At 61.8% G+C, this 13,706-nt stretch carries 12 protein-coding genes and 1 tRNA gene; 3 read left to right on the top strand and 10 right to left on the bottom strand.

All coding sequences use genetic code 11. From position 1 onward, the window contains the following. Positions 1–8 precede the first annotated feature (8 nt). Positions 9–512, top strand: a complete 504-nt coding sequence (locus tag BUB04_RS01810; RefSeq protein WP_073036378.1) for a hypothetical protein — start codon at positions 9–11, stop codon at positions 510–512. Here BUB04_RS01810 and BUB04_RS01805 read toward each other — a convergent pair. Next, a complete protein-coding gene (locus BUB04_RS01805; protein ID WP_178371871.1) occupies positions 454–1,545 on the bottom strand; it encodes an FAD:protein FMN transferase in 1,092 nt (363 codons plus the stop codon). The genes BUB04_RS01810 and BUB04_RS01805 overlap by 59 nt on opposite strands. A 240-nt stretch (positions 1,546–1,785) precedes the next feature. Between BUB04_RS01805 and fbp the strand changes: the two genes are divergently transcribed. Next, positions 1,786–2,898, top strand: coding sequence for a fructose-1,6-bisphosphate aldolase/phosphatase (fbp, locus tag BUB04_RS01800; protein WP_073036374.1), 1,113 nt, complete (start codon positions 1,786–1,788; stop codon positions 2,896–2,898). Positions 2,899–3,066: 168 nt separating this feature from the next. On the opposite strand, the gene mntA is transcribed toward fbp, so the two are convergent. From mntA to BUB04_RS01760, 8 genes are all read right to left on the bottom strand, one after another. After that, positions 3,067–3,489: a type VII toxin-antitoxin system MntA family adenylyltransferase antitoxin gene (gene mntA / locus BUB04_RS01795; protein WP_073036373.1), complete on the bottom strand. Its 423-nt coding sequence runs from the start codon at positions 3,487–3,489 to the stop codon at positions 3,067–3,069. Continuing rightward, entirely contained in the window at positions 3,467–3,892 is a 426-nt protein-coding gene (gene hepT, locus BUB04_RS01790) for a type VII toxin-antitoxin system HepT family RNase toxin (protein ID WP_073036371.1), read from the bottom strand. The genes mntA and hepT overlap by 23 nt, the downstream gene beginning before the upstream one ends. A 292-nt stretch (positions 3,893–4,184) precedes the next feature. Beyond that, positions 4,185–4,262, bottom strand: a tRNA-Pro gene (locus BUB04_RS01785). 178 nt (positions 4,263–4,440) lie between these two features. Continuing rightward, positions 4,441–5,832: a sigma-54-dependent transcriptional regulator gene (locus BUB04_RS01780; RefSeq protein ID WP_073036369.1), complete on the bottom strand. Its 1,392-nt coding sequence runs from the start codon at positions 5,830–5,832 to the stop codon at positions 4,441–4,443. Between the two features lie 19 nt (positions 5,833–5,851). After that, positions 5,852–8,080 carry a sensor histidine kinase gene (locus BUB04_RS01775; protein ID WP_073036367.1) on the bottom strand — a complete coding sequence of 743 codons (2,229 nt, stop codon included), beginning with the start codon at positions 8,078–8,080 and terminating at the stop codon, positions 5,852–5,854. A gap of 9 nt (positions 8,081–8,089) precedes the next feature. Continuing rightward, the gene (locus BUB04_RS01770) at positions 8,090–8,662 is read right to left on the bottom strand and encodes a DUF4390 domain-containing protein (protein ID WP_073036365.1); all 573 of its coding nucleotides are present in this window, start codon (positions 8,660–8,662) and stop codon (positions 8,090–8,092) included. A gap of 122 nt (positions 8,663–8,784) precedes the next feature. Continuing rightward, positions 8,785–9,732: a UDP-3-O-acyl-N-acetylglucosamine deacetylase gene (gene lpxC / locus BUB04_RS01765; RefSeq protein ID WP_073036363.1), complete on the bottom strand. Its 948-nt coding sequence runs from the start codon at positions 9,730–9,732 to the stop codon at positions 8,785–8,787. A gap of 631 nt (positions 9,733–10,363) precedes the next feature. Further along, the gene (locus tag BUB04_RS01760) at positions 10,364–11,116 is read right to left on the bottom strand and encodes a DUF6125 family protein (protein WP_073036361.1); all 753 of its coding nucleotides are present in this window, start codon (positions 11,114–11,116) and stop codon (positions 10,364–10,366) included. 281 nt (positions 11,117–11,397) lie between these two features. Between BUB04_RS01760 and BUB04_RS01755 the strand changes: the two genes are divergently transcribed. Beyond that, the gene (locus BUB04_RS01755) at positions 11,398–12,270 is read left to right on the top strand and encodes an NAD(P)-dependent oxidoreductase (RefSeq protein WP_073036359.1); all 873 of its coding nucleotides are present in this window, start codon (positions 11,398–11,400) and stop codon (positions 12,268–12,270) included. A gap of 20 nt (positions 12,271–12,290) precedes the next feature. Here the strand turns inward: BUB04_RS01755 and dacB are convergent, their stop codons facing one another. Next, positions 12,291–13,703, bottom strand: a complete 1,413-nt coding sequence (gene dacB, locus BUB04_RS01750; RefSeq protein ID WP_073036357.1) for a D-alanyl-D-alanine carboxypeptidase/D-alanyl-D-alanine endopeptidase — start codon at positions 13,701–13,703, stop codon at positions 12,291–12,293. Positions 13,704–13,706 lie beyond the last annotated feature (3 nt).

Here is a 13,706-nt window from a genome sequence, read left to right as displayed (position 1 = left end):
GGGGGACCATGGGACGTTTTCCCGTCTACCAAAGCCCGGAATTGGATGAGGTGGAGCGAAGGCTCCGGCCGGGCCCGCACCGGCACGGGTATCTGGAAGGGGACCCGCGGCCGCTCATCCGGATCCTCACTGAAGACGAAAAGGCGGTGAAGGCAGCGGGCCTCTACCACGACGTTATCGCCCGCAGGCTTCGGACTCTCACCGAGGCCGCCAAGAGGGCCCTGGGCGAGCCCGTGGTGGTGGACGACCGGTTTCGCGTGCGGGTCGAAGCCGCCCGCGGGAAGCTCCCCTGCCCTTGGGGACATCCGGGCCTCTATCCCAAGACCCATGTGGAACTGGAGCGGCTCGATACGGGAGAGCGGCTCCAGTGGACGGATCTTTCCATCCACTTCATCGAGGCCCACGGCTTTTACCAGGGTGCGGCCAGCCCCTATCGGCTGGATCCCCCGACGGTCATTCGGATACTGGACCTGAAGCCGGCGGAGCCGCCCCAGGCCGTTCCACCAGCCTGATCCCTTGACGGCGGATGGACGCCGGATCGATTTCCAGATTTTTGAGGAAATTTGCGGAGACCCGCATTTCCAGCCCTCCCGAGGGGCCTTCCGTAATCACGGCCGCCTCCACTCCGGGGATGGACTCCACCACCGAAAGGCCCTTTTCCGCCCCCAAAACGAGAACCCCGGTGGCCAGCCCGTCCGCCACAACGGCTTGCGGCGCCGTCACCGTCACGGAAGCGGTCTTCTGAGCCGTGAAGCCCGACCGCGGGTCGATGATGTGGCTGTAGCGTTTCCCGTCCTTGATAAAGAACCTTTCATAATCGCCCGAAGTGACGATCGCCATATCTTGCACCTTGGCGGCTGCAAGCACACCGTCCTTTTGCCGCGGATGGCGGATGCCGATCGTCCAGGGATCCCCGTTGGGCTTTCGTCCGTAGGCATAGAGATCCCCGCCCGCATTCACCAGGGCCGCCTTCACTCCCAGGCCTTTCAGAACCGACACGGCCCGGTCGATGGCATAGCCCTTGGCGATGCCCCCCAGGTCCACCGCCATGCCGGGGTCGGCGAAGGCCACCGTGTGATCGTGTTCCGAGACCATGAGCTTTCGGTATCCCACATGGCTTAGAGCCTCCCGGATCCTGTCGTCGGTGGGAAGGATCTTTTCCGCCCTGTAGATGGGCCAAAGGCGCAACAACGGGGCCACGGTCACGTCGAAGGCGCCCTGGGTGAGCCGGGAAATGCGAAGGGAGGTCCGCAGGAGCGCCACAAGCTCCTGGGAAACCTGGACGGGCCCTCGGCCGGCAAGACGGTTGAGCCTGGAAAGCTCGCTCTCTTCCCGAAAGAAGCTCATCTCCCGCTCGATCCGCTCCATTTCCGAAAAAGCGGCCTTGATGGCATGAAAAGCCGCATCCTCATCTTGAGCCGCCACGCTGATCTCCACGATGGTTCCCATGATGGGCCTTGCGACGGCCACCACCTGGGGAGCCTGGGTGCATCCCCAGCAAAGGAACACGTAAAGCAGGCAGACAACCGCTCCGATTCGTTTCATCTTTTCCTCGATGATCGGTTTCCTCGGAAAGCCCCTTCTTGTTTTCAAGTATCCGAGCGTGTCATATTGGACCAAGCGGCAGCGGATGCGCAACCGGATTGCTCCCCGCCCCCTCGCATGACACTCCCGTTCCCCCTCCCCGTCTCGCGGACTTCCTTGGTTCTTTTCCACATCCCTTATGCCCGCACAACCACCGGGCGAAGATGGTATCAACCCGAAGACGCAAGGAGGGCACCGGCCATGAAGATCACGCTTACGGCCATCAAGGCGGACATCGGGAGCATCGGAGGACACATTCAGCCCAGTCGGCGCGTGCTGGAAGCGGTCATCGGGCATGTACGCCAGCACCAAAAGGGACTTCTCATCGACTGGCACGTGAGTTACACGGGAGATGACATCGCCATCCTCTGCACCCATACGAGCGGGGTTTGTCACGAGGGGGTGCACAAGCTGGCCTGGGACGCTTTCAAGGCCGGAACGGACGTGGCCAAGGACCAAGGACTCTACGGAGCGGGACAGGATCTCTTGAAGGACGCCTTCGCCGGCAATGTAAAGGGGCTGGGACCGGCGGTGGCCGAAATGGAATTCGAGGAAAGGGAGGCGGAACCTTTTCTCTTCTTCGCCGCCGACAAGACGGATCCCGGCGCCTACAATCTCCCCCTCTACCAGGCCTTCGCCGATCCCATGTATTGTTCGGGCCTGCTTCTGTCGCCCGGCATGTTCCAGGGGTTTTCCTTCACCATCATGGACGTTTCCCACGTGGAAGCCGACCGCGTCATCACCCTGAACGCCCCCGAGGATCTCTACGACATCGCAGCGCTTCTGAGGGATCCCGAACGGTTCGTGGTCGAATCCATCCATTCGCGCCAAACCGGGGATCAGGCGGTGGCCGTGAGCACCACGCGGCTCCACAACATCGCCGGAAAATACACGGGAAAGGACGACCCCATCATGCTGGTGCGCGTCCAGGGAAGTTTTCCCGCCACCGGGGAAGTCCTGGCACCCTTCCACCTGGGGGCCTACGTGGCGGGATTCATGCGCGGAAGCCATGCCGGGCCGCTCATGCCCGTCAAGCAGAACACCGGCACCTCCTTTTTCGACGGGCCGCCCATCGTTTCGTGCGCCGCCTTCTGTGTACACCACGGGCGCCTGACCCGCCCGGTGGACGCCTTCGACCACCCTTACTGGGACCGCATCCGGGAGCGCATCTCGGACAAGGCCACGGAAATCCGAAGGCAGGGGTTTTTCGGCAACGCCATGCTGCCTTTCAGCGAGCTGGAATACGGGGGGATCGTGAAAAAGCTGGAAGACCTGGACGGCCGCTTCACCGTGCGGACTGCGGAAAGCCCATGAGGGTGCGATTCGGGGCCACTGAGCCCCGGTGGAGCGCATTTGCGGCCCCCTGGGCCTCGAGGGAATGCCTCTTTCCATGGCCATAGGGGGCCGCTCCCCGCATCACGCCCGACGCCCCTGCTTTTGATGCGCCAGCGCTTTCCAACCATCGCCGCAGATCTTCCGAGCTCATCCGCTATCTCTTTCACCTACCGCATGTTGGCGCACCTCTGCTGTCATTTGCCGGCCCCGCTCCAGGAAGGCCATAGTGTCCTCATACTCGCGGGCGCTCAGGGAAACAAAAGCCGCAACGGCCTCAGGATCGACGCAGTAGAGACATTTTCCACGCACCGCCTCGAAACGCAGTATGGGATGGGCCTCGTTGAGGGTTACGAGATCAATATCTTCGAATTTCAGTGCCTCCTGCAAATCGGCCCTGAGGTCGGCCCAAACCTCAAAGGGAGGTTTTTCCTGGAAGAGAACGGCCAGATCCAGGTCACTGCCCACCCGCATGCGTTCCTCGGCGGCGGAGCCGAAAAGCCACACGGCCACCACACGGTCATGCCGGTGAAAAACCTTCAGAGCCTTTTCAACGATTTCCTTCAAGATCATAGGCTTGAATCTCGCGGCAAAAGTTTTCAAAGTCATCAAGACGACGATTAACGATCTCCGCCAGGATAGCTGGATCCACCATCTCGTAATGATGGACGATGTAATTTCGAAACTGAACCATGCGCCGGTAGGGCTCGACGGAAGTGAGAGCCCCGAGTTCAACACACAATCCCACAGACTCGGCTCCGGTGCCCGGCACTGTCAGGCCCCTGAGGGAAATCAACCTCTGGCACACATCGATCATCGCCTCCACAGCCACCTGCAGACTTCTTTCCACCGCTCGCCGAGTGCGCCAATCCTTTTCCAAATCAGCGACCGTCACAGGCACAAGCGTCCGAAGTTCCATCACAACTTGTTCGATCAGCAGCAGCTTGCGGTGAATGGCTCCGTTAGGGATCGCCATGCCCAACACCTCCCAGGCTCATGGTTTCCTCTCATCGGTTCATCAGCGGTCCTCACTAAAGACCCCAAACGTGATGGCCGCTCCGCCCCCTTCTCCAACAGGAACTGCGGGGCGGTGATTCGCTTCCACAGCTGGCGTGGATGGAAGGTTCATGTTCACTTTCACAAATACAATAGCCGGGGAAAAGCCGGCGTTCAACCGATGGGCATCTCGTGAAGACCGATCTTGGAAAGAGGAGGAGAAGAACGAAAGAGGGGACCGCGGTTGCGGTCCCCTTTTAACGGCTGGCTGCTGGTCGGGACGGGCGGATTTGAACCGCCGACCCCTAGCTCCCCATGCTAGTGCGCTCACCAGACTGCGCTACGCCCCGACAGCGTTGGCAGTACTTAGCACCAAAGCCTGGGGCTGTCAAGGCTTGCACCGGCTCGCACAACAAAAAGGCGAGACGGCTTGTGAGCCCGATTCCTTCGGGCGCCGGTGCTTCAAGCGCCCGCCATGAACTGGCGCCCGTCGGTCTTTATCGGAACCGGGCGTTTCATGGCCGCACCTCATGCATTTCCTTCGGCCGCCGCGGCCCCGTTGTTGGGCCGGATCCCCAAAACCTTCATCTTTCGGTGCAGGTGGCTCCGTTCCAGGCCCACGTTCTGAGCCGTGAGAGAAACGTTCCAGTCGTTTTCCTCGAGCTTTCTCAGTAGGTATTCACGCTCAAAATAGAAACGGGCCTCCTTGAGGGTCGGGTACCGAAAGGGGTCCTCCCCGGCCGGCGCCCGGCCCAGCTGGCGGACGAAATCGGGCGGCAGGTCGCCTCGCCGGATGATTCTTCCCGGCGTCATGATGACCAGTCGTTCCACGAAGTTCTTCAGTTCCCTCACATTGCCCGGCCAGTCGTAGCGCTTCAGAAGGTCCAGGACCTCCGGATCGATCTCCTTTCGGCCCAGGGTGCTCTCCTGGGAAAGTTCCTGGAGAAAATCGTCCACCAGAAGCGGGATGTCCTCCAGCCGATCCCGCAAGGGGGGCACGTGCAGCGGGATCACATTGAGGCGGAAGAAGAGGTCCTGGCGAAAACGGCCCGCCTCGATTTCCGCCTGGAGGTCCTTGTTGGTGGCCGCCACGATCCGCACGTCCACACGGATCGTCTTGGATCCTCCCACCCGCTCGAAGCTCTGTTCCTGAATGATGCGAAGGATCTTGGCCTGCGTTTTGAGGCTCATGTCCCCGATCTCATCCAGGAAGAGCGTCCCGCCGTCCGCCAGGTCGAACTTGCCCCGCCGCCGTTCCTGGGCGCCGGTAAACGCCCCCTTTTCATGCCCGAACAGTTCGCTTTCGATGAGCTCTTCCGGGATGGCCGCACAGTTCACTTCAATGAGAGGCCGGTTCCTTCGCGGGCTGAAAAAGTGGATGGAGCGGGCCACCAGTTCCTTTCCGGTGCCGTTTTCCCCGGTCACCAGCACGGTGGCGTTGCTGGGCGCCGCCCGGCGGATCTGCTCCCGAAGCTGGGTGATGGCGGGGCTATCGCCCGTGAGGCGGTGCCGGCGTTCCGCCTTCTCGCGCCAAAGCAGGTTGTCGGCCTCCAGCCGGGACACCTGCAGGGCGTTCTGAACGGACACCAGGATCCGTTCCACCGAGAGGGGCTTTTCCACAAAATCGAAGGCCCCCGTCCGGGTGGCTCGAACCGCCGTTTCGATGGTCCCGTGCCCGGATATGATGATCACCGGGAGACTGGGATGGGTCTTCTTGATCCGCTCCAACACCTCCATGCCGTCCATGCCGGGAAGCCAGATATCCAGGAGGACCAAATCGGGCGGGTCCCGAACGATCTCCTCCAGGGCGGCTTCCCCTGACCCGGCGAGGACCGTCTCGTAACCTTCGTCTTCCAGCACGCCCTTGAGCGACTGCAGGATGCTCGGCTCGTCGTCCACCACCAGAATCTTTTCCGCCATCTTTCCAGCAGCCTTTCTTTCATGCGCCGGGAAGCTCCACCACGATGACCGTTCCGTGGGGCTCGTTGTCCCGGACACGCACAAAGCCGTTGTGATCGGTAATGATCTTGGACACGATGGCCAGGCCCAACCCGCTTCCCTTTTCCTTGGTGGAATAGTAGGGCTCGAACATGCGAAGCCGCGCTTCCGGCGGCAAGCCGGGCCCGGTGTCGGCGCACTCCAGCCGGGCGATCCGTAAGATCGAATCGTAGTAGAGGCGCACGTCGATGCGCCCATCGCCCCCGTCCAGCGCCTGCACGGCGTTTTCCAGAAGGTTGTTCAGAACCTGCCGAAACTGGTCCCGGTCCAGGCGTAGCAGGGGGAATACCGGATCCCGATGCACGGAAAAGCGAATGGCCGGATAGGACTGGCGATAAAGGCCCACCACCTCCTCCACCAGGGCCGGCAGGTCGCACGGCGCCGGGTTGGCGTCCGGCATGCGGGCGAAGCTGGAAAATTCATCTACCAGCCGCTTCATGTGGTCCACCTGCTGGATGATGGTCTCGGTGCATTCGCCCAGCACACTCCCCGCCTCGTCCACCCACTCGGCATATTTCCTTCGGATTCTTTGGGCGGAAAGCTTGATGGGGGTGAGGGGGTTCTTGATTTCGTGGGCGATCCGCCGGGCCACTTCCCGCCACGCGGCCATGCGCTGAGCCTTCTGGAGTTCGCTCAGGTCGTCCAAGACGACCACCACGCCCACGTCCCGCCCGTCTTCGTCCCGGAGCAGGCTCACCTTGATGAGAAGCGCCATGGGCCGGTTGCCCACCATCACCTGCACGTGGCGCTCCAGCGTGGGCTGGCGCCCCACCTGGTACATATCCCGAAAGGCCTTGACCACCTCCATGTGGTCCGCCTGCAGAAATTCGGCATAGCTTCTGCCGATGACCTTTTCCGCCTGCAGGCCCAGCATCTCCTCGGCCGCCTTGTTCATGGTTCGGATGGTTCCGTGGACATCCACGCTCACCACGCCAGCCCCGATGTTTCGGAGCACGATCTCCATGTACCGGCGCCGTTCTTCCAGTTCCCGATTGCTCTCCTGCAGAGCCTCGTTGGCCAGAGTCAACTGCTCCCGGTTCTGCCGCAGGTCTCGTACCATCCGGTTGAAGGAAGCCAGCAGGGTGCCGATCTCATCGTCCCGCTCCCAGTCGAGCGAAACGTCCAGATCCCCTTCGGCCACCCTCTCCGTGGCCATGAGCAGCCCCTGGATGGGGCCCGTGATGTCCCGCGCCAAATAGAGGCCGAACCAGACGGCGGCAAAAAGCACCAGCAGCGTGGCGATGGAAAAGGTGATGAGGTGACTGGTCTTGAGAGGCGCCTTGAGCAGCTTCAGTTGGCTGTAGTTTTCATAGCCCTGCACCACCGCGTCCAGTCGGGAAGCCATGGCGCCGGGAAGGGTGCGCACCAGACCCAGATAGACGCCTGCCGTCTCTCCAGGGGCCCCCTCCACCACGGCCCGAAAGGCGACCATGGCCTCCATCCGCCCCTTGGTGGGAACCAGCGGAAAGTAGTCCACGGTCTCGTCGGAAAGGGCCCATTCCCGAACAAGCTCGGCAAGCACCAAAGCGTCCAGCTTCTGGGCTGGATCCTTCCAGGCCTCCCAAAGAAGGGTGCCCTGCGCGTCCGCAACGAAGACCCCCTGCACATGGTAGCGTTCCCAGAAGGCCCGGGGAACTTCCCGCCCGCTCTCGGCCGGCGTCTCGGGCTTAACCCCGCCCGGGAAGAGCTCCCACTGGACCAACTGGGCGTCCACCAGGAGGTCCTCGCGAACCTGGCGCAGGTAGTCCTTTCCCAGAAGCACGCTTTGCTCCAGGGATTGTTCCACCTGGTTGCTGAACCAATACTCCAGGCTGAAGGAAATGAACTGGGTCGCCAGTCCGAACAGGGGAAGCGTGGGGATGAGAGTCAAGCCCACAAAGGCCAGAGTCAAACGCGTTCGCAGCTTGTGACCCAGGATCCGCTGGCGCCGCTCGAAGACCAGCTTCACCACGTTTCGCAGAACCAGGTAGATCAACAACAGCAGAAGGAGGACGTTCAGATTGATGAGGGCGAAGAGCAGAATGTTTCCGAAAACGGGAAGTTCCGCCCTGTACTGGAAAAACCATCCTTCCAGGAACCCGAAAAGAACCACCAGGCTCAAAATGACGATCAGCAGGATCCGCTCCCGCCGACGGCGTCGTCTCATCAATGCCGGATTGGGATAATTCATGGCCTCGACTCAGTGCACAAAGGACGCCTGTGCCCAGTCCGTTTCGAAGTCCCACAAGGAGACAAAGAAGAAGACGTAACGAAGGAAAAAGGGCAGCTGCACCTTGGACAGTTCCGCCTTGACCCGCACCTGATATTCCTGGCCCTTGGGAAGGCGCCACAAGGGAATGACGGGTACGTCCTCCACCTCGCTCATCCACTTCTTGGCCTTCTCGAAATCCTTCGTGGTCAGCGTGGTGCTGGGGTGCTCCGTCAGCTTCACATGGTATTGGCCGTGCAAGGTGTCGTATCGGATGCTGTGTTCGAAGGACACATCCACCAGGCGGTCCCGGAGCAGGGGCAACCCTTCCTTTTCCAGGACCACCAGGATGCGGAAGACGGCGGGCACCCCGCTCTTGATGGCTTCCATCATTTCGTCATTGAAGCAATTGTCGATTCGAAAGCGGACTTTCAGGTTGGGCGGGTCGGGGTAGACGGCTAGATCGGCGATATCCGCCTTGTTCCGCGCCAGCGCTTCCGTGCCTACCGGCGCCGTGCAGAAGATGGCCGTAAAGAGTGCGGCAAAAAAAAACGCCTGACGCATCCGCCTGTGCTCTGCGATTTGGGGTTCTCAAGAGCCCAGATCTTAGCGGACGCGCCCGGCGTTGACAAGACCAACCGCCCGAGGGGCGGAGCGATTCGGGTCCCTCCAGCAGGGCCCGGCGATCACCCGTTTCCGGCCACTGCCAACGGCTTCCAGTAGAGGGTGGGAACGGGTTGGCGCATGAGGTTTTGGGGAACCATGGTGGCCGCTTGGATGAATTGCGCATGCCCCGGCCGCTGGAACATTTCCCTCAGCACGCGGTTGTGCAGGGCATGGCCGGCCTTGTAAGCTTCGAAACGCCCGAAGATGGGAAAGGGGCAGAGGGCCATGTCCCCCAAAAAATCCAACACCTTGTGGCGTACGCATTCGTCGGGAAAACGGAGCCCCTCGTGATTGACCACGCCGTGATCGTCGAAGACCACCGCATTGTCCAGCGACCCGCCGAGAGCCAACCCCTTGCTTTGAAGGTATTCCACTTCCCTCAGAAAGCCGAAGGTCCTGGCCGACGCCAATTCACGGCGAAAGGAACCCACGTCCAGGCTCCAGGAATAACTCTGTCGCCCGACCAGCGGATGGGGGAAATCGATGGTGTAGTCTATTTGCAACACATCGGCGGGGCGAACCTTCACGTAGGCATCCCCTTGAGTGACCGTGAAGGCGGATTCCACCCTCAGGCACGTCCGGTAGGCATCCTGGCGTTCCAGCCCGGCCCGGCCGAGAACCTCCAGGAAGGGCACGGCGCTGCCGTCCATGACCGGCATTTCCGGCCCGTCGATTTCCACGCTCAGGTTGTCGATGCCCGCCACCCGGACCGCCGCCATGAAGTGCTCCACGGTTCCCACGCGGACCCCGCTGGCTCCAAGCACCGTCGCCAGGGATGTGTCCACCACGTTGTCGTAGCGGGCCGCAATGGCGGGGTGCCCGGGCAGGTCCACCCGGTAGAAGACGATCCCGTGATGGGGAGGCGCGGGACGGAGCCTCACATTCACCCGAGCCCCCGAATGGAGCCCCGTCCCGCCGAATTCCACTTCCGCTCGAATCGTGTGCTGGTTGAACAGGTCGTAGTGCAAGGTCTCTTTCCTCCTCGGGGCCCATGAAATGGCAAAGATCATACCACCATTGGAGAGTTTTGACCTTTGGGGACGCGTCTTGTCTTAGTGCTGGATCTCCTTACACATTTCCCTTGGGAAGACCTTCACGCTACCGCAAGGCTGCCCTTTTCGTCCTTTGGACTGTGTGCCGGAAAAGACACATCCCAATCCCAGACTGTGTCGCCCATGCAACAGTCGGGTTTGTTGACGGTCCTCTTCCGGCGCATCCAACGGCACGGCAGTTTGTGGCATCTCATTTTAAGGGGGACGGCCGGGGAACAGAAAGGGCGGTGGTGGAGCAGGAACGGTCTGCGGGAGCGGCGGAAGCCGCCAAACGGGTGGCGGGCCGTTCCACGGCGACACGGCCGCTCCCGGTTCATCGCGCTTCGCGCAGCTCCCACAGCGCGGGCAGCACCTCGGCGCAGGTTGTTTCACTTAGGCGGGGCGGCGCACGGGGAGCCATGAGCGTTAAGAACAAGGCCAAGCCCGGAAGAGCAGGAAACCGCAGGGGCGAACGAACATTCGCCCCCACAAGGCCCTTCGAGTGGAACGCAGAAACTCGCCCCTCCGCTCCTGCGCCGGAAATCTGGGGCTGCCCCCCTGGACCCCGTCAGGGCTTGAGCGTGAACTTCCAGGCGCACCACCACTCTTCCGGATGGGCGTCCGGGGGACACCCGATGCATTCGGTTTCGATTCTCGGGTCGATGGCTTGAGCGAAAAACGGGTATTCCACCATTCCTGCGGACTTGCACGGGTAGTCCGGCAGCCCCTTACGTTTCCTTGCACTTTGCACCCGGCAGTCCACCATGCGGAAGATCAGGGTGTGCTCATCAAGCGTTTCCACCGCCTGTTCGTTGATCCTGGCGTAGAGCCGGTAGCCGAGAGCCGCCTTCAGGCCAGCCAAGCCTGCTTTTTCGGGAAGCCCCAAGAGCCTTTTGATGCGGTAGGCCTCGTAGGGCGAAAACCGCGACCAGCACGTGTCGTTACACCGCTTGGCCGCATCCATCCCGTAGGTCCTTTCCACCGCCTGGAACCACACACCGTCCGTGGCCAGCCAGTTGGTGGCCACGGCAGTTGTCAGCTCGCGAAGCCGGTCCTTGCCCATGCCCTTGAGAGCTTTCGGCACTCCGTCTTCCAGCTCGAACCCCAACACCTTGGAAAGGCGTTTCAGCAGGATGGCGAAGGCCGCATCCCCGGCATCCGCCTCGATGGGCAACGTCCGTTCCAAGCCGAGCTGGTGCTCCACCTCCCGGAACCAACAGCCGTAGTGGACGATCGTGCAACGCAATCCATCCATGATCCATTGAATCAGCTCCGCTTCACTCCATTCCTCAAAAGGCTTGGGATCCATCTGCGCGCTCATGGGGACTCCTTGCTGCTCGGGTTACACGCTGGAGGGCACGGCAGGCGCCGTGCGGGCTTCAGAAGAGATCGGGAAGAGGTACATCGGCCCGAGGATGGTTCCTGCGTATCTACGGATAGCTGAGTGGGTGCCCAGCGGTCAAGAAATTTATCACAAATAATTTCATGTCATCAAAAGCCCTTGAGACGTGATGCGGGGGCGTGTAGGTTTTGGCCTGAGGACTTCGCCAAGGCGTTGCCGATTTTCTGGCTTGCGATCAAAACAAAAGCAGGAGGGTTTCCATGCGCGTTGGTTTCATCGGTTTGGGCACCATGGGCAGCCCCATGGCTCAGAACATCCGGAAGGCCGGCCACGAACTGGTCGTCTACAATCGGACGGAATCCAAGACGGAGCCCTTCCGTCGGGTGGGGGTGCCGGCCGCCCACACCCCCGCCGAGCTGGCCCGGCAGAGCGACGTGGTGATCATCATGGTCACGGGCCCCAAGGAGCTCCTGGGCGTCCTCCAGGACCAACAGGGGCTGCTGGAAGGATTGAAGCCCGGCACCGTGGTGATCAACATGAGCACCGTTTCTCTGGAGGCCACCAAACGGGCCGACGATCTGGTCCGCTCCGCCGGAGGGCGGTTTCTGGATGCGCCCGTCTCGGGGAGCAAGGTCCCTGCCGAGCAAGGCACCCTGGTTGTGCTTGCAGGAGGGCCTTCGGATCTCGTCCAAGAGATGGAACCTCTGCTGCTCACCATGGGCAAGAAGGTCGTTCGATGCGGGGAGGTTCCCGGCGGCACGGCCATGAAACTCATGATCAACCTGCTATTGGGAACCATGATGGTGGATTTCGCCGAAGCCCTGGTCTTCGGATCGCGGCTCGGCCTGGAAACGGATGCCATGCTGGAGACCATCGCCTCCGGAGCCATGGCCGCCCCGCTCTTCGCCCTAAAGGGAGACACCATCACCCGAGGCGACTACACCAAGCATTTTCCGGTGGATCTGGTCTTCAAGGATTTGAATCTGGTCCTGGCCGAAGCGGGCTCGCTCGGCTGCCCACTTCCGGCCACGGCCGCCTGCCGGGAGGTCTACAGCGCCGCCCGGGCCATGGGATGGGGGGACGAGGACATGGCGGCTGTGTACAAGGTATTGCAGCGTCTGGCGGGCATGTGAACCGCTGCGGAGCCCCCCGCTCATCCCGCCAGGGCGGGGAGGTTTTGCAGCAAGAGATCCACCTCCCGGCGGGCTTTCCAGATCTCCCGGACTCCGTTGAGAATCACCGTCACGGCATAGACTTTCTTGCCGGGGGAAAAGAGATAGCCGCTGAAGCTCACCACGTCCTTGAGGGTTCCGGTCTTGCCGCGGAGCGCGGCGCCGTCCGGAAGATCCCGGAGGCGACGGAGCAGGGTTCCGTCGTCTCCGGGGCGGGCCAGCGAAGCCAGGAATTCCGGGCCGACGGAAAAATCGTTGTAGGCTTCCTTGAGAACCAGGCTGAAAACCCGCGGGCTTACGCGGGTCGTTCGCGTGAGGCCCGACCCCGAGTCCAGGACGGCCTCCGACCGGGACACCCCCATCCTTCTCAAGACATCGTCCACGGCGCGGCATCCCTTTGCGGAGCTTCCCGGCAGTCCGTAGACATGGCCGCCCAGCACGCGCAGGATCATTTCCGCCATGAAGTTGTTGCTGTATCGGTTCAAACCGAAAAGCAAGTCCCCCAGCGGAGGCGATTCCAGCGAGCAGACAAGGACGGCCTTGGACGGAACCGGGAGTGCCTGTGAGGACGTCCCCGTCACCTGCACCCCCGCTTCTTCCAGGGTGCGGCGAAAGGTCAAGGCCACGAATTTTTCCGGGTCCTGGACATTCAGGCGCCGCTCCACGGGCAGTACCTTCTCCGCAGGAGGACGTCCCCTCAACTGGAAGACTTCCCGCCCGTCGTCCCCCACGCCCAATGACGACAAGGAAATAATCACCTTACGGGAAGGCTTTTTCTGCCACCTTTGTTGAATGGCCGCGTAGTCCGTGGGCGGGAAGGCCCTCACGGACGTTCCCTTCCCGCCTGGCCGGGAGGTGATCTGCAGGGTCACTGTGTTGAAGTTCACGGCCGTGGCGCTGATGACCGGATTGTGGGTCCTCTCGCATTGGCCGTCCAGGCACAGCTGTTCGTAGGGCGGGTCGAATTGGGAATTGTCCACGTGCACGGAGCCCAGGATGCGGCGCACGCCGAGGCCCCGCACCTTTTGGGCCAGCAGCCACAAGCGTTCCGGCGTAAGATACGGGTCGCCGTGTCCCTTGATCCAAATACTTCCGGGAAGAATCCCCTCCCGGGGCCGTCCCGTGGCCCATACTTCCGTTCGAAAGGTGTAGTCAGGGCCCAGTTCCTTAAGGGCCGCATAGCTCGTGAGAAGCTTGACCAGGGACGCCGGCACCAGAGGCTTCTGGGAATTCATCTCGAAGAGGGTCTTCCCTTCCGGAAGCAGAACCACATGGACGCCCACCTCCGCCGCGACGCCGCGCAGCCTCTGCAGGTGGGACTTCCAGGACACCGCCGCCTTGTCTTCGGCTGCCAACAACGCCCGGCCCAAGAAAAGAATGAGGCCGAAGGTCACAAG

Origin of the sequence: Desulfacinum infernum DSM 9756, assembly GCF_900129305.1 — a bacterium.
Classification (GTDB): domain Bacteria; phylum Desulfobacterota; class Syntrophobacteria; order Syntrophobacterales; family DSM-9756; genus Desulfacinum; species Desulfacinum infernum.
Note: the sequence above shows the minus strand (reverse complement) of the source record. Positions and strands in the feature narration are given on the sequence as shown.